This is a genomic window from Siccirubricoccus phaeus (genome assembly GCF_008360935.1).
Taxonomy (GTDB): Bacteria; Pseudomonadota; Alphaproteobacteria; order Acetobacterales; family Acetobacteraceae; genus Siccirubricoccus; species Siccirubricoccus phaeus.
The window spans coordinates 41577-62196 of record NZ_SRXO01000007.1; the positions used below are offsets into that span (position 1 = coordinate 41577).

Genomic DNA, 20620 nt, shown 5'->3' on the forward strand with positions numbered 1-20620 from the left:
TGACTGTGCAGCGCGAAACCGCTCTAACTTATGGATCGTAGAGCAGATTCACGCCTCCGAGCGATGCCGTCCTCCGGCGATCTGCTCTAGAGCGTGATCGGTTGAGGTCGAATCGACCGAAACCGTGAATCACGCGACCGAACAATGAGCTAGAGCGGGGCGGGTGAGCGCAGCTCAACCGATCCCGCTCTAAGCCACCGGCAGCCGGGCGCGGCTGGGGGCGAGGGCAAGGCTGAACAGCCGCTCCTGGCCGAGCAGGAAAGCCCGGGCACCACGTGGGAACAGCCCGGCCACGGCGGGGTCGGCGACGTCCAGCCCGCCCGTATAGGCGCCGAAGGCGGGCAGCATCACCCGCCAGGCATCGGCGAGGAAGCAGGGCCGGGTCACCCCGCCGCAGCGCGTCGGCATGGTCGCCCGGGGGTGGAAATGGCCGGAAATCTCGCCGGGCGGCACGCGGCCCGGGCGGGCCTCGTGGCGGAACACGAAGGGCGCTTCGGCAAGCTCCTCTACCGCCTCGCCCGGCAGGCCATCCGGCGCCACGGGGTCGTGATTGCCCAGCACCCAGACCAGCTCCGCCCCGCCCAGCATCCGTGCCAGCGCGGCGGCTTCCACCGGCGGCAGCCGCGATGCGCCGCCGGCATCATGGAAACTGTCGCCCAGCGCCACGACACGCGCCGGCCGCCAGCGCCGGAGCACCAGCGCCAGGCGTTGCAGCGTCTCTCGCGAATCATAGGGCGGCAACATGCGTCCGCCGGCGGCGAAGGCGCTGCCCTTTTCCAGGTGCAGATCCGCCACCACCAGCAGCTTCCGCGCCGGCCAGACCAGCACGCCGGCCGGGTCCAGCATCAGCCTTTCCCCGGCGATATGGATCGGTGCGGGGGTCATGCCCCACCCCCCTCTCCCGCTTGCGGGGGAGGGAGGTGGGGGAAGGAGGGCTGCCGCTCAAACCCCCACCCCGACCCTTCCCCGCTCCCGCGGGGGAGAGAGAAGCCGGCCTTCCTCACGCCTCCCCCGCCGTCTTCATGCTCCGGATGAACCGTGCCTTCCGTGGCCGCACCCGATGCTTCGGCTTATCCACCATCCCGGGCCGCACCCGGATTCCCTCGGTCACCTCGGCCAGCACTTCGTTGAAGATCTCCGCCCCATCGGTGGCCTCCGCCACCAGCGCCTCCGCCTCGGCCAGCAGCGCGTCCTCGGCGCCGCCGGCCACCCATTCCCGTCCTTCCTCGATCAGCGCCGGCACGGCCAGGGGCGAGACCCGGTCCAGCCGCAGATGCCGGATGCGCCCCCTGGCCCGCGCCAGCAGCAACCCGATGCGCGCCACATCCGTCAGCCCGCCCGCCGCCTCCTGCCGCGTCGCCCGCAACAGGATGTGGTCAGGCTCGTGCTTGCGCAGCACGTCATAGATCAGGTCGGCATTCATGGTCATCTGCCGCGGCCGCTGCTCATGCCCCGGATGGTTCTTCTCGATCAGCCCGGCGATGGTGGCGATGTGGCGGAAGCTGCGCCGCAGCACGGAGCTTTCCGCCATCCACTCCTCCAGATCCTCGCCGAGGATGTCCTCGTCGAAGAGCGGCGCGACATCGGTGGGCTCGAAGGCGCTCCAGGCCGCCAGCACGTAATCCGTGGCGAGGTAGCCGAGCGGCCCGTAGCCCAGCCTTTCCATGCGCTTGGTCACCAGCATCCCCAGCGTCTGATGCGCCAGCCTGCCCTCGAAGCAATAGGCGACGAGGAACCATTTTTCTCCCCTGGGCCCGCCGCGGGGGAAGACTTCCACCAGCAGCCCGTCCTTCTCCGGCAAAGCGGAGCGGGCGCGCTGCAGCCGCAGCCATTCCCGCACTGGCTCCGGCAGTAGCCGCCATTTGCGCGGCTCGTGCAGAATCTCGCGGACGCGCGCCGCCAGCCAGGTGGTCAGCGGCATGCGGGCGCCGGCATAGGCAGGCACGCGCGGATCGCCCTCCCCGCCGCGGGAGACGATGGCGCTGACGGCGTCCAGCGCCTCGAAGCGCAGCGTCTGGCCGGCGAAGATGAAGCTGTCGCCCGGCAGCAGGGTGGAGATGAACCACTCCTCCACCTCCCCCAGCACTTGTCCTCCCCCTGGCCCGCCGCGCAGCCGCACCTTCACCAGCGGGCTTTCCACGATGGTGCCGAGATTCATCCGGAGCTGCCGCGCCACCCGCTGGTCCCGGACATGGACCATGCCCTCGGCATCGCGGAACAGCTTTCTGAATCGCTCATAGACCCGCAGCGCATAGCCGCCGTCTTCCACGAAGCGTACGACATCGTCGAAATCCCGCCGCGTCAGCGCGGCATAGGGCGCGGCGCACCGCACTTCCTCGTACAGCTCGTCCGGGTGGAAAGGCCCGGCGCAGGCCATGGCCAGCACATGCTGCGCCAGCACGTCCAGGCCGCCGGGCCGCGGCGGGTCGCCATCCAGCTCCTGGTGCCGCACCGCTTCCAGCGCCGCGGCGCATTCCACCACCTCGAAGCGGTTGGCGGGAACCAGGATGGCGCGGCTCGGCTCATCCATCCGGTGGTTGGCGCGGCCGACGCGCTGCAGCAGCCGCGCCACGCCCTTGGGCGCGCCGACCTGGATCACCTGGTCCACATCGCCCCAGTCGATCCCGAGATCGAGCGAGGCCGTCGCCACCACGGCGCGCAGCTTTCCCGCCGCCATCGCCGCCTCCACCTTGCGGCGCTGCTCCACCGTCAGGCTGCCATGGTGCAGGGCGATGGCCATGTTGTCGTCGTTCAGCCGCCACAGCGCCTGGAAGATCAGCTCCGCCTGGGCGCGGGTGTTGACGAAGACGATCGTCACCTTCGCCCCGCGCAGCCGCCGATAGATCTCCGGCGCCGAGGCCAGCCCCATATGACCGCCCCAGGGCAGGTGCCCTTCCGGCAGCATCACCTCCAGCTCCGGCGCCGCGCCGCCCTTCACCTCCACCAGCCGGACCGGATCGGGCCGGCCGGTGGGCGAGAGGAAGGCGCGCAGCGGGTCCGGATGCGCGACCGTGGCGGAAAGCCCCATGCGCCGCGCCCCTGGCGCCAGCTTCGCCAGCCGGGCCAGGCCAAGGGCGAGCTGGTCACCCCGCTTGGTGCCGGCCAGCGCATGGATCTCATCCACCACCACGGCGCCGAGGCCGGCGAACACGCTCCCCGCCTCCGGCGAGGCGAGCAGCAGCACCAGGCTTTCCGGCGTGGTCAGCAGGATGTTGGGCGGCGCCTCCCGCTGCCGGGCACGGCGGTTCTGCGGCGTGTCGCCGGTGCGGGTCTCGATGGAGATGGCCAGCCCCATTTCCTCGACCGGCGCCATCAGATTGCGGGCGATATCGACCGCCAGCGCCTTCAGCGGCGAGACGTACAGCGTGTGCAGCGCCCCTTCCCCCGCGGGCCGCGGCGCCGCCGCCAGCTCGATCAGGCTGGGCAGGAAGCCGGCCAGGGTCTTGCCGCCGCCGGTGGGGGCGATCAGCAGCGTGCTCTCCCCCGCCGCCGCCGCGCGCCACAGGGCGAGCTGGTGCGGCCGGGGCGTCCAGCCGCGCCCGGCGAACCAGGCGGCAAAGGGTTCCGGCAATGTTCCCATCCGGCGCCACTATGTGCCGGGGCGAGGGCGGTTTGGGAAGGGGCTGTGCGTTAACCTTCCGGACAAGGCGTGCCGCTATGCCAGGGCCCGTCAGACCAGGAGGGTCCGCCATGCACCGTCCCGCCGCCGCCAGCCTGGCCGAGGAGTGGAATGCCGCCGAACTCGTCTCGGTGGCCATGGCCCTTGGCCTGACCGTCTCGCCGCTGGATCCGGAGGCGGGCCCGGCCTCGCTGCAGGCCTGGGTGGAGGAGGGCGCCGTGGCGACGGCCGGCTTGCTCCTCGCCCTGTCGGTGATCCTGCTCTTCGGCGGCTGAGACCCTGTCCCCCAAGGGCTGCGGCTCGGCGGGTCCTTGCCGCCCTGGCGTCAGGCGCCGGCGCGCCGTTCGCATGGCGCCCGCCGGCTTGCGATGCCACTGGCATCGGCGGTGCCCACGTCCTGGCCGGACCGCAGGGCCCGGCACCGCTCCCCTCTGGACAGGCTCCGAGCCGGGACCGGGCCAGGGCCGTGCCGTCCGGGGTCCCTTACGCATCCAGGCCAGCCATTTGCGCGGGCCATGATCCGACGTTCACCGCAAAGATGCCGCGAAGCGGCACCATGCTTTGCGCGGCGGCGTCCCCTGGAGCGTGATCGGTCGAGGGCGAATCGACCGGGACCGTGGATCACGCGACCGGACAATGCGCTGGAGCGGGACGGATGAGCGAAGCGCAGCCGATCCCGCTCCAGGACGAAAGCCCGGCCATGGCCGGGCACGCGGGGATGCGTTCCGGAGGCGACAGCGTCCCGGGCACGGCAGCAGGGGCGGGACGGCCTGCAGGCGGCTGCTGCGGATCCGGCCGCCCGCCGCGCCCTCGGGGCGTGCGCCCCGGCCACCCCCGCCGCGGCGCCGTGTCGCCCCGTCAGCCCGCCGCCAGCGGCGCCAGCCGGTCCAGCAGCTTCAGCACCTCCTCCCTCGGCAGATCCGGCACTTCCAGCAACACCCGCTCCACCCCGGCGGCGCGATAGGCCTCCAGCGCCTTCGCCTCCGCCGGGGCGCGGAAGACGGTCATGGACAGGCTGGCGGGATCGCGCCCTGCCGCCACCGCCGCCTTCGCCAGCCGGACCTTCGCCTCCGCCGGGTCGAACCCGGCGCCGCCGCGCGGGATCCAGCCATCGCAATAGGCGGCGACGCGCTTCAGCGTCAGGTCGCTCTCGCCGCCCAGCAGGATGGGCGGGTGCGGCTTCTGCACCGGCTTCGGGTAGGACCAGCTCGGCTCGAGCTTCACGAATTCGCCGCTGAAGCTCGCCACCTCCTGCGTCCACAGCGCCTTCATCGCCAGCACCCGCTCCCGCATCAGCTTGAAGCGCGTCTCGTAGCTGGCGCCGTGCTGCGCCATCTCCTCCTTGTTCCAGCCACCGCCGATGCCGAATTCGAACCGCCCGCCGGAGAGCATGTCGAGGCTCGCCACCGCCTTCGCCGTCACGATCGGGTCGTGCTGCGGCACCAGGCAGATGCCGGTGCCGAGGCGCAGCCGCTGCGTCACGGCGGCGGCGAAGGCGAGCGCCACGAAGGGGTCATGGGTGTGGGAATAGCGCTTCGGCAGCTCCCCGCCGCCCGGGAAGGGCGAGAGGCGGCTGGTGGGGATATGGGTGTGCTCGCAGACGAAGAGGGATTCGAAACCCCGCTCCTCCAGCGCCGCGGCCAGCTCGGCCGGGGCGATGCCGTAATCGGTGGGGAAATGGAAAACGCCGACGCGCATCTCGCTCTCCTGCGCCTGGGGCGTGAGGCACGCCCGGGAGGCAGAGAGTGGGCGGGGCGGCGGGCGGTTGTCGAGCGGTGGGCCGGCGGGGGGCCGTCAAGGGGAGCGTGGCAACCTGCCGCTTGCGGCAGCGTTCCGGCGCCGCAAGATCGGAGATTGCCATGGCCCTATCCAGGCTGACCCGCCGTTTCGCCTTGCTGGCCCTGCTGGGCGCCGCGCCGTTCGGCGCGGCCGTGGCCCAGCCGCCCCCGCCGGGCTGGTGGTGGGAGGATCCGCACCATCGCCGCGACTATGAGCGCTGGCGCGCCGCCGAGTGGCGGCGGCGGGAGCGCGAGGCGCGCCGGCGGCACCGCCGGTGGCGGAAGGAAAGCTGGGAGGAGGCGCGGGAGCGCGAGGCCTGGGCCCGGCGGCAATCCTGGTATCGGTAGTTCGCCACGACGCTGCTGCGCAAGGCCGCCCCCGAAGCCACTGGCGCGGCTTCGGGGACGGGGCCGGAGGCGCCGGACGATCGGCGCCCCACGCAGGCCCATCGCGGCAAAGTCGCGACGGGCGGCAGGCGGCCCGGTTTGGCCAAAGGTGCCGGATGGCCTGTGCCTGGGTCGGCACCGGCGCGGCTCGGGGCCGGAAGCGCCGGCACCCCCACCGGGCGGCGCAAGCGGTGCGACCGATTCCGGACTTGCCCCCGGCAGGGAAACCCCGCACCCCTGACGCGAGAGCGGGGAGGTGCGGATGGAGCTGGATCTCTGGGGCAAGATCGCCGTCATCACCGGCCCGGCCAAGGGCATGGGCGCCGCCATCACCCGCGCCTTTGCGGCGGAGGGCTGCAAGCTCGCCCTGCTGGGCCGTGACACCGCCGCCATCGCCCCGCTGGCGGAGGAGGTGGGCGGCGCGCTGGTGCTGCCCTGCGACCTGACCGACGCCGATGCCTGCGAGGCGGCCGCCCGGGCGACGCTCGCCGCGCATGGCCGCATCGACATCCTGGTGAACATCGCCGGCGGCGCCGGCCCCATCGGCAAGACCGGGGTCGAGACCAGCAGCGCGGAATTCCAGGCGATCACCGATCTCAACATGCGCGGCTGCTTCAACACCATCCGCGCCGTGGCGCCGGCGATGATGGCGCAGCGCAGCGGCAAGGTGGTGAATGTCGGCGGCACCTTCGGCATGCGCGGGCGGGCGCTGCGCCTGGCCTATTCCGCCAGCAAATGGGGGCTGCGCGGCATCACCAAGAGCTTCGCGCTGGAGCTTGGGCCCCACAACATCAACGTGAATTGCGTGGCCCCCGGCATGGTGGACGGGCCGCGCTTCCGTGAGAAGGTGTGCCGCGAGATGGCGGCGCGGCTGGGCATTTCCGAGGCCGAGGCGGCGGAGCGCCATGCGGCGGAATACGCGCTGCGCCGGGTGACCCGCGACGTGGATGTGGCGAATGCCTGCCTCTTCCTCGCCTCCGACGTCGCGCGGCAGATCACCGGCGTGGATTTGCCGGTGGATGGCGGATGGGCAGCGCTGTAGCGGCAGCGGCAGCGGCAGCGGCACAGGGGCAGCGGCGGGCAGCCGGGCGCGGCATCCGGTCCGCCTTCCTTCCCTGGTTCCCGTCCGATGCCGTAGCGGCGGCCGTGCCTGACGCTGCGACTGCTCTGCCGGAGCGTGATGCCGGAGCGTGATCGGTCGAGCTTCGCTCACCGTCGCCGCTGTGCAGGCGGCGGCGCTCGCCGAAGTGCGGCGGCGCATATTTTTTGCGCCGCCGCCGCGAACTGGTCCCGGCCGGTCCGCGTTCGCCCTCCGACCCCTCGATTCAGGTGAAGACGCCGCGGCGCTCCCGTGCCGGCGTCCGGCGTTCCCGGTCAGGAAGAGGAGGGACGAATGGCATCTGCCGGGCTCGATGTCTTCGACAAGACGCTGCAGACCACGAATATCTGGCTGGACGAGATCATGGCCGATCTCGGCCCGGACCGGCAGGTGGCGTGGCATGCGCTCGGCGCCGTGCTCCGCACGCTGCGAGATCGCGTGCCGCTCGACCTTGCCGCCCATCTCGGCGCGCAGCTGCCGCTGCTGGTGCGTGGCCTGTACTACGACCAGTGGCAACCCGCCGGGCAGCCGGAGCGTGCGCGGACGCTCGATGAATTCCTGGGCCGGGTCGGCGACGGGCTGCGCGGCATCCGTCCGGTGAATGCGCGCGACGCCGCGCAGGCGGTGTTCCGCACGCTCACTTGCCACCTCGATCCTGGCCAGACCAGGAAGGTCATCGACGCCTTGCCGGAGGAGGTGCGGGCGCTCTGGCGAGGCACCCTCGTCGCGAATGATGCGGCGACGGCGCCGGCCCGCCGGGCCGGCTAGAGCGTGATCGGTTGAGGTCGAATCGACCGAAACCGTGAATCACGCGACCGAACAACGAGCTAGAGCGGGGCGGGTGAGCGCAGCTCAACCGATCCCGCTCTGGCGAGTGAAGGAGAAAGACGATGAAGGTCAGCGACAAGATGACGCGCGATGTGCGTCTGGCCAGCCCGGATGACAGCATCCAGCAGGCGGCGCGCTGCATGGCCGAATGCGATACCGGCGCGCTGCCGGTGGGGCGGGGCGACCGGCTCGTCGGCATGGTGACGGATCGCGACATCGCGGTGCGCGGCATCGCCCAGGGCAAGGGGCTCGACACCAGGGTGCACGAGGTGATGACCACGGATGTGAAGTACTGCTTCGAGGATGAGGATCTCGATCACGTCGCGCGCAACATGGGCGAGCAGCAGGTGCGGCGCCTGCCGGTGGTGAACCGCGACAAGCGGCTCGTCGGCATCCTGTCGCTCGGCGATGTGGCGATGGGCGAGGGGCCGTGGCCGGCGGGCGATGCGCTGGCCGGCGCGTCCCGGCCGGGCGGGGCGCATTCGCAGACGGGCGGCCCGAGGGCCTGAGGCCGGCCATGGCGCGCCCGGCTCGCCGTCCGCCCCGGCCGGGTGCGGGCTCCGCCAGGCGGTTGTCCGACCGCGGCGAGGCGGGGCGCCGCCTGGCGGCGCGCCTGCTGCACCTGAAGGACGCCGACCCGGTCGTCTACGCCCTGCCGCGCGGCGGCCTGCCGGTGGCTGTGCCGGTCGCGGCGGCGCTCGGCGCGCCGCTCGACCTTCTGCTGGTGCGCAAGATCGGCGCGCCGGGGCAGCCTGAGCTGGCGCTCGGTGCCGTGGTGGAGGGGGAGCCGCCGCAGACGGTGGTGAATGAGGACGTCGTCGAGATGCTCGACATCCCCGCCGACCTTGTCTCCGGGCAGGCGGCGGAGCAGCTCGCGGAGCTGGAGCGCCGGCGGCGGCTCTGGCTCAGGGGCCGCGTGCCGGTCCCGCCCTATGGCCGCACCGCCATCCTGGTCGATGACGGGGTCGCCACCGGCGCGACCGTGCGGGCCGCCCTGCTGGCGCTCGGGCGCGCCGGGGCCGCGCGCCGTGTCCTCGCCGTGCCCGTCGCGCCGCCCGAGGTCGCCGAGGCGCTGCGGCGGGATTGCGACGAGGCGGTGTTCCTGGCCACGCCCTCGCTCTTCGGCTCGGTCGGCGCCTTCTACGAGGATTTCCGCGAGATCGAGGACGGGGAGGTCGCCGCGCTGCTCGCCGGCGCGACGGAACGCGGCGGGCAGGAAGCGCTGACGGGGCCGATCCGCCGGGCCTTGCCCTCCGGGCGCAGCGGCGCCTGAACGCCCGGCGCCGCCCCTGGCCGCTCGGCCTCCGCAATCGGCGACAGGCGCCCCCGGGAAGACGAAGGCCGCGCGCAATCAAGGCAGGTGGTAGCAGCCGCGCGGAACAATTCCGCGTCGTCGGTTCGGTGACGGCCGAGCTGCTGCCGGAGAAGCCGGGCCGCCCGGCTCTCCGAGCTCTGCATTCCCCGTTGCATCGAGATGGTGAACAGCACCCTCGCCAGGCGTCATGCCAGTGCCGACGAGCTGGGCCATGGAGGAGGTGCAATTGCCCGTCTTGCTCCATGGGGCCGATCCGCCCGGCGCCCGCGCCGATGGCCCCGGCCGCGAGGGCGGGCTGCTTTCTCCGACCCGGCATTCCGCCTACAAGGATCGTCAATGCTTCGGGAGGGCGCCCGTGAAGAAGCTGATCAACGATCCGCAGCGCGTGGTCCGCGAAATGCTGGAGGGCCTCTGCGATCTGCACCCCGGCCTGGCGCTGCTGCAGGCCGAGGACGTCGTGGTTCGTGCCGAGCTTCCGCCAGCGGCGGAGCGTCCGGTCGCGGTTCTCTCGGGCGGCGGTGCCGGGCATGAGCCGGCCCATGCCGGCTATGTCGGGCCCGGGCTGCTGGCCGGGGCCATCGCCGGCGATGTCTTCACCTCGCCCAGCGTCGACGCGGTGCTGGCCGGCATCCGCGCCGCCTCAGGCCCGGCCGGCGCGATCCTGGTCGTGAAGAATTATACCGGCGACCGGCTGAATTTCGGCCTGGCCGCCGAGCTGGCCCGCGCCGAAGGGATCCCGGTCGAACTGGTCGTGGTGGCGGACGATGTGGCGCTGCATGCCACCGTGCCGCCCGAACGGCGCCGCGGCATCGCCGGCACCGTCCTGATCCACAAGCTGGCGGGGGCCGCCGCGGCCGCCGGCCAGGGGCTGGAGGCGATCGCGGCCCTGGCCCGCGCCGCCGCGGCGGAGCTCGGCAGCATGGGCGTGGCGCTGGATGCCTGCACCGTGCCGGCTGCCGGCCGCCCCGGCTTCGCGCTCGGGCCGGCGGAAATCGAGCTGGGCCTCGGCATCCATGGCGAGCAGGGGGTCGAGCGGGCGGCGCTGGCCCCCGCCGACCAATTGGTGGAGCGGATGCTGGAGGTGATCCTGACGGATCGCGGCTTCCGGCCGGGGGAACGGGTTGCGCTGCTGGTCAATGGCCTGGGCGGCACGCCGCCGATGGAGCTGGCGATTGTCGCCCGCCGGGCGATCGCGGTGCTGCGGGAAGGCGGGCTGGCTGTCGAACGTGCCTGGGCCGGAGAATTCCTGACCGCGCTGGAGATGCCGGGCATCTCGCTGTCGGTGCTGCGGCTCGATGACTCGCGCCTGGCGTTGCTGGATGCCCCGGCGGAGGCGCCGGCTTGGCCGGGCCCGGGGCGGATCGCGCCCGCCAGGCGGATCGTGGCGGCGGAACCTGCCCCAGCCGTGGCGAAGCCGGCCGCGACAGGGCCGCTGACGCCTGCCCTCGGCCAGGCCCTGCAGCGTGTCGCTGCGGCGCTCGAGGCTGCCGAGGGCCGGCTCACCGAGCTCGACAGCCGGGCCGGGGATGGCGATCTCGGGCTGAGCATGCGGCGGGCCGCGGCCGCGCTGCGGGCCCTGCCGGAGGCGGGTGCCCTGGTCGATCCGCCAACGGCCCTGGCCGCGATGGCCGATGCCGTGCGTCGCGCCATCGGCGGCAGCTCCGGCCCGTTCTACGCAACGGCGCTGATGCGCGCGGCGCGGAGCCTGCCACCCCTGCCGCAGGCTCGGGACTGGGCTGTGGCCTTCGAGGAGGCTGTCGCGGCGATCGGCGCCCTGGGCGGGGCAAGGCCGGGCGACCGTACCATGCTGGATGCCCTGGCCCCGGCGGCGAACGCCTTCGCGCGGTCCCTCGAGGCTGGAGAGGGGTTGCCGAAGGCCATCCAGGCTGCGGCACAGGCGGCGGAGGCGGGCGTGGCGGCGACCGCCGACATGCTCCCGCGGCTGGGCAGGGCGAGCTATCTCGGGGCCCGGGCGGTCGGCGTGCCCGATGCCGGCGCGGCTGCCGCGGCGATCTGGCTGCGGGCCTTGGCGGGACCCGGTGAGCCCTGACGGCCCTGGCCGGTGACGGCGCGGCGCGGGCCGGGAGAGGCGGCGGCCTGGGACGGGAGAGGGGAGGAGCCCGGTCCTCCCCGGCCCGGGGTCAGGAGGCCAGCCGCATGCCGAGATCCTGCGCCTGCGATGCTTCGAAGGCCCGGCGGGCCGCGTCCTGCTGCTGGCCGACGATGCCGCCCCGCACCACCCCCGGCTCGATGGCGCGATAGGCGGCGCGCCAGCTTTCCGGCAACCGGCCAGAATCGGGCGGGGCCAGCCACAGGCGGAACAGCAGCCGGCGGCGCGACGGCTCGGGGTGATCTTCGAATTCGGTGCGCGAATGCAGCGTCACATGGTTGTTCAGGATCTGCATGTCGCCGGGTTCGAGATACATGCTGAGCATCAGCTCCGGCCGCCGCAGGATGGCGTCCAGCACATCCATCGCCTCGCGCTGCAGTGCATTCAGCGGCGGCGCGCCCTCGAGCCGCTGCGCCGAGGTGACGCGGTTGCGGTTCCACCGGCTGTGCAGCCGTCCCTCCGCCACATCGTAGATCGGGTTCAGGTACCAGGGCGTCTCGTCCGGCGCCTGTTCCGCCTGGCGGCTGAAGGGGACGGCGTGGTGCAGGACCTCGGCAAGCTCAGGGCGCTCCGCGGCCAGGTGCTGGTACGCGGTGACGGAGCTGGTGACCATGCTCATGCCGCCCGATTGCGCGGCGTTGAAGCAGGTGAGCGCGACGAGGTCGGCGCCATCGGTGTGGAAGTCGAGCTCGGCATTCGAGGAATAGCCGCGACCGCCGGCGCTGCGATAGACCGTGCCGGCATCGCTGACCCGGGAGAGGTAATGGCTGGCCTTGCCCTGCGGCCGGGCGACGCCGGCATGCAGGCCGATGGCCCAGGTCAGCAGCTCGAACTCCGCCTCCTCCAGCTCCGCTCGCGGCAGGCCGCGCAGCAGTGCAATGCCGCCGCCGTGCTGGGCTTCGGCGAAGGCTCGGGCGATGACCGGCCCGGCGGCGCCGAGGTCGAAATCCGCCCGCCGGTAGTCGAAGGGTGTCTTCGCCGGATCCCGAGCCCGGCGCACCGCGGCAGCCAGGTCGCGGCGGCCGCGATCGTCCAGCGCGAAAATCCAGTCCGGCCTGTCCCGCAGCGCGGCGACGGTCCATGCGGTGCGTGGGTTTGCGTCGATCGGGGTCATTCCGTCCGTTTCCAACTGCGGCTATTGCGGCTCGATTCCGGCCAGCCGGACGCGCTCGCCCCAGACGACCTGCTGGCGTTCGACATAGCGGGTGAATTCGTCGGGGCGCATCGCCAGCGGCAGATCGCCGATCTGGCCCAGCCGTTCGAGTACCGTGGCATCGGCCAGGGCCGCGTTCAGCGCCTGGTTAGCGCGCTGCACGATCTCCGGCGGCGTTGCCGCGGGCGCGGCGATGCCCCACCAGACATTCACGTCGAAGCCCGGCAGCACGGTGGCGATCGGTGGGATGTCCGGCGCCACCGGGAAGGGCCGGCCGAGGCTCTGGCCCAGGATGCGGACGCGGCCGCCGCGCTGCTGCGCGGTGCCCGGGCCGAAATCCGCCATGGTGAAGTCGATGCGACCGGCCGCGACATCGGCCAGGGCTTCGGCGCCGCCGCGATAGGGGACGGGCGTCATCCGGATGCCGGCCATCTGGCCCAGCATGCTGGACATGATGAGGGCGCTGGCATTGCCGTAGCTGAAGGTGGTCTCGCCCGCCGGGCGTTCGCGCGCCCGGTCGAGGAAGCCGCGGAGATCCCGGGCCGGATTGTCGGGGGCGACGCAGAACACATAGGGTCCCTCCGCCAGCGAGCCGATCATGGCGAAGTCGCGCAGCGGGTCATAGGGCAGGCGGCGGAAGGTATGCGGGTTGATCGACGCGGCGCTGGTGCTGATGACCAGCAGCGTATGGCCATCCGCCGGCGCCTGGGCGGCGCCCTGGGTGCCGACGATGCCGTTGCCGCCAGGACGGTTGTCGATGATCACCGGCTGCCCGAGCTCGCGCGCGAAGGCCGGCGCCACGATCCGTGCCAGCACATCCGTGCCGCTGCCAGGCGGGAAGGCGACGACCAGGCGGACCGGCCGCTCCGGCCATTGCGCCTGGGCAGGTGGTGCCAGCAGCAGGGCCGGCACCGCCAGCAGGGCGCGGCGTGGCAGACGTGGCGGCGGGCCGCCGGCGTCCCGGTCAGACATGCCCAGCCTCCCGCATCACGGCCCGGTCAAGCAGCGCCCGCACCGGGAGGCCGCGCAACCCGGCAAAGCCCTGGGCCAGGGCGGCGGCGCCCGCCGTGCCGAGCAGCGGCTGTGCCAGCGCGGCAAATTTGCGCCGGACGCCCTCGGGCATGGCCGGATTCTCCGGCGAGCCCGAGGGGTCGAGCACGCTCGCGCGCCGCATCCCGTCCGCCGTCTCCACCTCCGTCCAGCCGAGGAAATGGCCGGGGTAGAGCGCGTCATGCGCCGGGTCGTGCACTAGCTCGATGCGCTGCGCCAGGCGGGTGATGGCGGGATCGGCAATGCGCTCCGCCGTGAACTGCGCCGGCAGCACCGCACCGTCCAGCAGCGCCGCGGCAATGCAGTAGCGTGCGCTCATCTGCGCATTCAGCGCCGAGCCGGGGGCGTAGGGATAGCCGCATTGCCGCTCGACCAGCTTCGCCATCCCGACCCGCACCTGGCCATCCCGCCTCCACTGCGACCGCAACTGCAGCGCCGCATCGACATGCGCATGCAGGCTGCCGCAGCAGGCATGCGGCTTGAAGCTGGTCTCCGCCGCATGCCAATGCCGGCCGAGCTCGCTGATCAGCCGCTCCGGCTCCGGCCGCTCCACGAAGGCACGGAGGAAGCCGCCATCCTCGGCTTCGTAGACCACGGTCGGGCCGCTGAGGCCGAGCGCCGCCAGCTCCGCCGCCATGATGCCCGACTGCGCGGCGCGACCGGGATGCAGCCGCTTGGAATTGCTGCCGTCGGTGGTGAAGGCGAAAAGCCCGCCGGATTGCGTGCCGGCCAGGCCGAGCGCCCAGGCGGTGCGCTCCGCATCCAGCCGCAGCAGCAGGGCGGCGGTGGCAGCGGCGCCATAGGTGCCGCAGACCGCGGTCAGGTGCCAGCCGCGGCCGCGCGCCGCCGCCGGGCCGAGTGCCAGGGAGGTGCGGATCATCACCTCATAGCCCGCGGCGATGGCGGCCAGCACCGTCTCGCCGGAGGCGTTGATGGCCTCGCCCAGTGCCAGCGCGGCGGGCACCACCACGGCGCCCGGGTGCAGCTTGGCGTTGTGGAAATCGTCCAGCTCGAAGGCGTGGCTGGCGGCGCCGTTCACCAAGGCGGCGTCGGCGGCGCGGAGCATGGCCGTCGCCTCGCCCCAGATCCGCGCGCGGCCGGTCGGCGCTTCGCCCGGTGCCGCGGCCAGGGCCCAGGCGCGGATCGCCTCGGTCCATGGCAGGCTGCGACCGGCCAGCCCGGCGCCGAGCGTGTCCAATGCCAGCAGCCCGACCGACTCCGCGACCGCTCGCGGGATCGCCTCCGGCCGCAGCGCCGCGACCCAGTCCGCGACCTGCCAGGTCAGGCCACGCACCGGCCTATTCCGCCGCGAGGGCGGTGGCGGCGCGGGCATGCTGGGCAGCGGACCCGCCGGCGAGCCGGCCGAAGACCGAGCCCGACATCAGCCCGGCGCCGCCGAGGTAGTTCTGGTAGAAGATGCCGCCAACCAGCTCCCCGGCCGCATAGAGCCCGGGGATCGGCCGGTCGGAGGTGTCCTGCACCTCGCCGCGCGTGGTGATGCGCAGCCCGCCGAAGGTGAAGGTGATGCCGCAGGTGACCACGAAGCCGTAATAGGGCGGCTCGTTCAGCGGCAACGCCCAGTTCGACTTGGGCGGGCTGATGCCTTCGGTGCGCTTGCCATCCAGGATGGCGGGATTGTAGTCGCCGGGCTGGCAGGCGGCGTTGTAGGCCTGCACGGTGCGCGCCAGCCCCACCGGGTCGATGTCGAGCGCCGTGGCCAATTCCTCAATGCTGTTCGCCTCCGCCTTGGTCACCTGCCGAATGCGGTATTCGTCGCGCACCATCTTGATGGTCTGGCTGTCGAAGATCTGCACCGCGGTTCGCTGCGGCTGCTTCATCACCTCCCGGCCATATTTGGCGTAGGTGTGGTTGCGGAAATCCGCGCCCTCATCGACGAAACGCTCCCCCGCGAGGTTGACGACGATGCCGAGGGGGTAGGAGTGCTTCTGGAAATTATCCAGCACCACGCGGTCGCCGTAGGGTGGCGCGCTGATGTCCCATTGCACGGCATGGCAGGTGGACCAGCCGCCGAAGGCCTGGGCGCCGATCTCGAGGGCGGCGCGGATCCCGTCACCCGTGTTGTGCCGCGTGCCGCGCACCCGGCATAGCTCCCAGCCGGGGCCGAGGTAGCGGGTACGCATTTCCGGGTTGGATTCGAACCCGCCGCAGGCCAGCACTACCGCGCGGGCGGCGATGTCCTCATAACCCTCCGGCCCGAAGACGGTGACGCCGGTGACCGCGCCCTTCCGGTCCTGCAGCAGCCGGCGCAGCCCGGTGTCGTAGCGGATCTCGATCCCCGCCTTCTCGGCGGCTTTCACCAGGAAATCCACCAGCCCCCAGCCGCCGCCCACCGCCTCGATGTTCACGCCGCCGTAGAAATGATGCTTGCCGTTCACCAGGTAGGATTGCCGGCCGAACATCGGGATGAAGCGCACACCCTGCTGGCGCATCCACACCACCGTTTCGCGCGAGCGGCCGATGAGCAACCCAGCGAGCTCCTCCTGCGCCAGCCCCTCGGTTACCTTCTGCAGGTCGTGCATGTAGAGCTCGGCCGGCAGCGGCGGAATATAGGCCCGGGCCGCCTCGGCTTCGGAGAGATCGACCAGGACGTCGCGCCGCAGATCGTCCAACCCGTCATGGACGAAACGGAAGCCGCCGGCGGTGAAGGTCGAGTTGCCGCCGCGTTCCTCCTGCGAGGCCTTTTCGAGCACGAGGACGCGGGCGCCCTGTTCGCGGGCCGAGAGCGCGGCGCAAAGCGCCGCATTCCCGGCGCCGACCACGATGACGTCATAGGCGGCGGTGCCTGACATGGCTGGTTCCTCCCTTCGCCGGGCGCCGGCCGACGATGTTGGGGGGAGGTTAGCCGCGACCCCGAACGCTCGTCAATACGCGTGTATACATCTGTGATCAGCAAAGGCTTGAGGCCGGGCGGCCGGGGCGCCTATACCTGCCGTGCCGCAAGCCGCGCCGGCACCTCCGGCGGATTGGCGCGGCGGAGCCAGTGATGCAGCCTGAAGACCTGACCGGCAGCTTTGCGGAGGACAGCGCCCGCGGCACCCGTGGCCGCAGCGACTGGGCCTATGCGATGCTGCACGAAGCCATCCGCGAGGGCACGATCGAGCCCGGCCAGCGGGTCATGGAAACCGAGATCTCCGCCTGGCTGCGCATCAGCCGCACCCCGGTGCGGGAGGCGATACGGCGGCTGCAGGCCGAGGGGCTGCTGGAGCATAGCGCCAGCGGCGGCCTGGCCGTCGCGCTCTACGACCTGCGGGCGATCGGCGAGTTCTACGCCACCCGCGAATCCCTGGAGGGCGCCGCCGCGGCCATGGCCGCCCGGCATGCGGACGCGACCGAGCTCCGCATTCTGACCGCGACGCTCGAGGCCATGCGCGCCCTGCCGGCCGATCCGCGTGCCCATGCGCGGGAGAACCAGGCCTTCCACGAGCTGATCTACCGCGCCGCGCACAACCGCTTCATCCTGAAAAGCCTGCAGGTGCTGCTGAACTTCGTGCCGCTGCTGGGCCGCACCACCTACCACGACCCCGGCCGGGCGGAGGATGCGCTGCGCGAGCATGCCGAGATCGTGGACGCCATCCGCTCCCGCGACACCGCCCGGGCCGAGGATGCGGCGCGCCGTCACATCCGCCACGCCTATGAAAGCCGGGTGCGAGTGGTGAGCGAGGATGTGCGCTCGGCCGCGCAGAAGCGTTCGCTGCGCCGTCCGCCGCCGGGTCCGCCGGAGCGCGCCGGCCTGGCCTTGCCGCAGCCCGAAAGCGGCTAGCCCGGCCGCAAGCCGACGCCGCGTACGGCCAAAGCCGCCTTGCCGTCCGAGAAGGCCTGGCCGCCGCTGGCCGAAGGCGGCTGCCCGTTGGTTGGCGGAAGCTGAGGAGGAAGCAGGATCCATGCCCAAGACCCCCGACTATTTCCATGGCAAGACCATCATCATCACCGGCGCCGCCAGCGGCATCGGCCGTGCCACTGCGCTGATCTTCGCCCGCGAGGGCGCCAATGTCGTCGTGGCCGATGTCGATGCCGCGGGCAGCCAGGCCGTGGCCGATGCGCTGCGGCAGCGCGGCAGCAAGGCGTTGCCGGTGGCGACCGACGTCACCTCCCGCCCGCAGGTCGAGGAGCTGGTGCGGCGCGCCATCGCCGAATTCGGCCGGGTGGACTTCCTGTTCAACTCCGCCGGCTCGGCCTTCCGCCGCTGCAAATTCCTCGAGATCGATGATCAGCTCCTCGAGCGGACCTTCGATCTGAACGTCAAGGGCACCTTCCACGCGATGCAGGCGGTGCTGCCGCATATGCTGGAGAATGGCCAGGGCGTCATCGTCAATGTCGCCAGCATGTCGCACAAGCGCGGTGGGCCCGGCGCCTCCGTCCATTACGCCGCGGCCAAGGGCGCTGTGCTGACCATGACCCTGGGCGTGGCGCGGGAATTCGCCGATCGCGGCATCCGCTGCCTGTCGATCTCGCCCGGGCCGGTGAACACGCCCTTCGCCATGGCTGCCGACACGCCGCCGGAGCTGGTCAGGAAATTCGTCGAGGATGTGCCGATGAAGCGCATGGCGGAGCCGGAGGAGATCGGCGAGCTTGTCCTCTTCATGTGCTCCGACGCCTGCGGCTACATGACGGCCGACACCGTTTATGTGAATGGCGGCGGCGGCTGGCGCTGAAGGCTGGCGCCCCCGGTTTCGCAGCCCTGCGGACTGCAGCAATCGGCGACGCCTGGCCCTTGTTTGCGTCGCTGCTACCCGCTGCGTTCGTCGGAACTCCGGCGAACGCAGCGGGTAGCTCGCCGGAGCGTTTCCGCTGCATTGCGCGCGCGGCAGCGCCTCAGCCTGTGGTTTGTCGCGGTCTCCGCAGCATCCGGCGATTCGCCGGACCCGGAATGCCCTATTGCGGTTCGGTCCCGGCATTCCGCACCCGCTCGCCCCACAGCGCCAGTTGCTGCTCGAAATGGCGCGTGGTTTCGGCGCGGCCCAGGCGCAGCGGCGCCAGCCCGATGCGGGCCAGCTTCTCGGCCGTAGCCGGTTCGGCCAGCAGCGCATCCAGCGCTGCGCCGATCGGGGTCAGCAGCTCCGGCGGGGTCGCCGCCGGCGCCACCAGGCTGAACCAGACATTGGCGTCGAAGCCTGGCAGCGCGGTGGCGATGGGCGGAATCTCGGGGGCCAGGGGGAAGGGATGCGCCAGGGTCTGGGCCAGCAGGCGCACCCGCCCGGCCTCGCGCTGCGCCAGCGCCGGGCCGAAATCGGCCAGGTTGAAAGCGACACGGCCGGCCGCGACATCGGCCAGCGCCTCGGCGCCGCCGCGATAGGGCACGCCGGTCAGCCGGATCCCGGCCATGCGGCCGATCATCATCGCCATGATGATCGAGCCCGCATTGCCGGTGGCGAAGGTCAGCCCCTCCGCCCGGCTGTGACCGAGGGCGAGGAAGCCAGCAAGGTCCCGCGCCGGCGAGTTCGGCCCGACCGCCAGCACATAGGGCTGCTCCGCCAGCATCCCGATGGGCGCGAAGTCGCGCAGCGGGTCGTAGGGCAGGCGGCGTACGGTATGCGGGTTGATGGCCGCGGCGCTGGTGCCGAGGATGAGCAGCGTATAGCCGTCTGCCGCCGCCATGGCGCCGGCCTGGGCGCCGACCACGCCATTGCCGCCGGGGCGATTGTCCGCCACCACGGGCTGGCCGATGCGCTGGCCCAGCGGCTCGGCCAGGAGGCGGGCCAGGATGTCGGTGCCGCTGCCGGCGGGGAAGGGCACGATCAGCCGCACCGGCCGTTCCGGCCAGGCCGCGCGGGCCGGGCGGCGGAGCAGCAGCAGGCCGGGCAGGGCCAGCGCCGCGCGACGTGGCAGGCGGGGTGGCGACATGGGGTGGCTCCCGTTCACGCCGCGGCCAAGGCGCGCAGGGTTTCGCGCACCGGCCGGCGGTCGATCGCCAGGATCGCCTCGCAGGCCCGGCTTGCCTGCGCCGGCGCCAGCGCCATGCCGGCGGCGGCCCGGAATTTCGCGGCGACGGCGGCCTGGTCGAGCCGCCGCTCGCCCGCCCCGCTATTGACCCGGACGTGCTGGCGGAGCCGCCGGCCGTCGGTGAGCTCCACCTCGACCCCGCCGGAGAAATAGGCGGGGAAGGCGGTGTCGGGATCGGCGGCGCAGGTGGTGCGGCCGGCCAGCGCCAGGATGCGCGGATCGACCAGCGCTTCCGGCAGCAGCTCCGCCAGGCCGAAATAGCCGCGGACCAGGCAGGTGGCGATGACGAAGGGGGCGCTGAATTTGGCGGCGTAGTCGGTCTGTGGCCGCAGCTTGTCGGCGGCGGGCTCGGCGACGATGGGCAGGGTGGGCCCGGGCAGCAATACCCGCACCGCAGCGATGGCCGCCAGGTCGGGGATCGCCGCCCGCAGGGCAATGGCGGCGTCCGCCGCGCCGTGGATGAAGTGGCAGACGGGGTAGGGCTTGATGGCGGTCTCGGCCAGCTCCCAGCGCGTGCCGAGGTCGGCGGCGAGGCAGCCGATATCGGCCTCGGCAGCATGCGCCTGAAGATGCGTCTCGAACAGCCCGAATTTGCCCTCATAGGGCCGGCTGGGGCCGATGAAGCCGGGCCGGGCCAGATAGGCCGCCGTGATGCCGGCCACCGCGCCCCAGCCAGGGTGGAAGCGCTTCGTCCAGGCGCCCTCTTCCAGGAAAAGCTGCAACCCGGCGGCGGAGCTGGAGGCGATGCCCTGGGCGGACAGGATCTGCTCCGCCGAGAGGCCGAGCAGCCGGCCCGCCACCACGGCGGAGCTGAAATGCGAGACGATGCCGGTGGCGTGGAAGCCGGCATGGTGGAAGCCGGCCTTCACCGCCGCGCCGATGCGGATCGCCACCTCCATCCCGGCGGCATAGGCGGCGAGCAGCTCGCTGCCATGCGCGTCCAGCGCCTCGGCCAGCGACAGGGCGGCCGGCAGGCAGGCGGCGGTGGCGTGGACGATGCTGGCCAGATGCGTGTCGTCGAAGTCCAGGCCGTGGATCAGGATGCCATTGGCCAGCGCGGCATCGCGCATCGGCAGCTTTTCCCGCCGCCCCAGCACGGTGCAATCCCCGGGGCCGCTCAGCGCCTGGATGCCGGCCAGCGCCGTTGCCGCAAAGGGATAGGCGTTGGAGGCGAGGCCGACGCCGAGCCCGTCCAGGATCTGCAGCCGCGCCCGCTCGCGCACCGCCGCCGGGATCGCGTCATGGGTCAACGCCGCGGCGAAAGCGGCGATTCGGCCGGCCGGCGTGGCCAGGGAGGCCGGGGGCATGGCGTTCATGGGA

At 72.4% G+C, this 20620-nt stretch carries 18 protein-coding genes; 9 read left to right on the forward strand and 9 right to left on the reverse strand.

What is annotated here, in order from left to right:
- Positions 1–189: 189 nt before the first annotated feature.
- Together pdeM and E5N76_RS11685 are read right to left on the reverse strand one after the other, a co-directional pair.
- The gene (pdeM, locus tag E5N76_RS11680) at positions 190–885 is read right to left on the reverse strand and encodes a ligase-associated DNA damage response endonuclease PdeM (RefSeq protein WP_149537479.1); all 696 of its coding nucleotides are present in this window, start codon (positions 883–885) and stop codon (positions 190–192) included.
- Positions 886–1000: 115 nt separating this feature from the next.
- On the reverse strand, positions 1001–3580 hold the full coding sequence (locus tag E5N76_RS11685) for a ligase-associated DNA damage response DEXH box helicase (RefSeq protein ID WP_149537480.1): 2580 nt from the start codon (positions 3578–3580) through the stop codon (positions 1001–1003).
- A 110-nt stretch (positions 3581–3690) separates the two neighbouring features.
- Between E5N76_RS11685 and E5N76_RS11690 the strand changes: the two genes are divergently transcribed.
- The gene (locus E5N76_RS11690) at positions 3691–3894 is read left to right on the forward strand and encodes a hypothetical protein (protein WP_149537481.1); all 204 of its coding nucleotides are present in this window, start codon (positions 3691–3693) and stop codon (positions 3892–3894) included.
- A gap of 583 nt (positions 3895–4477) precedes the next feature.
- Here the strand turns inward: E5N76_RS11690 and E5N76_RS11695 are convergent.
- The gene (locus E5N76_RS11695) at positions 4478–5317 is read right to left on the reverse strand and encodes an LLM class F420-dependent oxidoreductase (RefSeq protein ID WP_149537482.1); all 840 of its coding nucleotides are present in this window, start codon (positions 5315–5317) and stop codon (positions 4478–4480) included.
- 161 nt (positions 5318–5478) lie between these two features.
- Here E5N76_RS11695 and E5N76_RS11700 point away from each other — a divergent pair, with 161 nt between their 5' ends.
- The 6 genes from E5N76_RS11700 (at position 5479) to E5N76_RS11725 (ending at position 11076) form a co-directional block, all read left to right on the forward strand.
- Entirely contained in the window at positions 5479–5745 is a 267-nt protein-coding gene (locus E5N76_RS11700) for a hypothetical protein (protein WP_149537483.1), read from the forward strand.
- Positions 5746–6046: 301 nt separating this feature from the next.
- Positions 6047–6826: an SDR family NAD(P)-dependent oxidoreductase gene (locus E5N76_RS11705; RefSeq protein WP_149537484.1), complete on the forward strand. Its 780-nt coding sequence runs from the start codon at positions 6047–6049 to the stop codon at positions 6824–6826.
- Between the two features lie 351 nt (positions 6827–7177).
- Complete coding sequence (locus E5N76_RS11710) at positions 7178–7651, forward strand: DUF2267 domain-containing protein (RefSeq protein WP_149537485.1); 474 nt, start codon at positions 7178–7180, stop codon at positions 7649–7651.
- A 122-nt stretch (positions 7652–7773) separates the two neighbouring features.
- Positions 7774–8220, forward strand: coding sequence for a CBS domain-containing protein (locus E5N76_RS11715; RefSeq protein ID WP_149537486.1), 447 nt, complete (start codon positions 7774–7776; stop codon positions 8218–8220).
- A gap of 62 nt (positions 8221–8282) precedes the next feature.
- Positions 8283–8984: a phosphoribosyltransferase gene (locus tag E5N76_RS11720; protein WP_235907669.1), complete on the forward strand. Its 702-nt coding sequence runs from the start codon at positions 8283–8285 to the stop codon at positions 8982–8984.
- Positions 8985–9381: 397 nt separating this feature from the next.
- Positions 9382–11076, forward strand: coding sequence for a dihydroxyacetone kinase family protein (locus tag E5N76_RS11725; RefSeq protein ID WP_149537488.1), 1695 nt, complete (start codon positions 9382–9384; stop codon positions 11074–11076).
- Positions 11077–11167: 91 nt separating this feature from the next.
- Here E5N76_RS11725 and E5N76_RS11730 read toward each other — a convergent pair whose 3' ends face one another.
- Genes E5N76_RS11730 through tcuA form a run of 4 tightly spaced genes read right to left on the reverse strand, consistent with a single transcriptional unit; the run spans position 11168 to position 16149 of the window.
- Positions 11168–12250, reverse strand: a complete 1083-nt coding sequence (locus tag E5N76_RS11730) for a TauD/TfdA family dioxygenase (RefSeq protein WP_149537489.1) — start codon at positions 12248–12250, stop codon at positions 11168–11170.
- A 21-nt stretch (positions 12251–12271) separates the two neighbouring features.
- Positions 12272–13261 (reverse strand): Bug family tripartite tricarboxylate transporter substrate binding protein, encoded by a 990-nt coding sequence (locus E5N76_RS11735; RefSeq protein ID WP_149537490.1) that lies wholly within the window; start codon positions 13259–13261, stop codon positions 12272–12274.
- Positions 13254–14633 (reverse strand): MmgE/PrpD family protein, encoded by a 1380-nt coding sequence (locus E5N76_RS11740; protein ID WP_187830121.1) that lies wholly within the window; start codon positions 14631–14633, stop codon positions 13254–13256. The genes E5N76_RS11735 and E5N76_RS11740 overlap by 8 nt, the downstream gene beginning before the upstream one ends.
- 4 nt (positions 14634–14637) lie before the next feature.
- Positions 14638–16149, reverse strand: a complete 1512-nt coding sequence (gene tcuA / locus E5N76_RS11745) for an FAD-dependent tricarballylate dehydrogenase TcuA (RefSeq protein WP_149537492.1) — start codon at positions 16147–16149, stop codon at positions 14638–14640.
- Positions 16150–16343: 194 nt separating this feature from the next.
- On the opposite strand from tcuA, the gene E5N76_RS11750 reads away from it, so the two are divergent.
- Both E5N76_RS11750 and E5N76_RS11755 read left to right on the forward strand, forming a co-directional pair.
- On the forward strand, positions 16344–17120 hold the full coding sequence (locus E5N76_RS11750) for a GntR family transcriptional regulator (protein WP_149537493.1): 777 nt from the start codon (positions 16344–16346) through the stop codon (positions 17118–17120).
- Positions 17121–17241: 121 nt separating this feature from the next.
- Positions 17242–18012 (forward strand): SDR family NAD(P)-dependent oxidoreductase, encoded by a 771-nt coding sequence (locus E5N76_RS11755; protein ID WP_187830122.1) that lies wholly within the window; start codon positions 17242–17244, stop codon positions 18010–18012.
- A 220-nt stretch (positions 18013–18232) separates the two neighbouring features.
- Here E5N76_RS11755 and E5N76_RS11760 read toward each other — a convergent pair whose 3' ends face one another.
- The gene (locus E5N76_RS11760; protein WP_149537495.1) at positions 18233–19201 is read right to left on the reverse strand and encodes a Bug family tripartite tricarboxylate transporter substrate binding protein; all 969 of its coding nucleotides are present in this window, start codon (positions 19199–19201) and stop codon (positions 18233–18235) included.
- A gap of 14 nt (positions 19202–19215) precedes the next feature.
- Positions 19216–20616 carry an MmgE/PrpD family protein gene (locus tag E5N76_RS11765; RefSeq protein ID WP_149537496.1) on the reverse strand — a complete coding sequence of 467 codons (1401 nt, stop codon included), beginning with the start codon at positions 20614–20616 and terminating at the stop codon, positions 19216–19218.
- Positions 20617–20620 lie beyond the last annotated feature (4 nt).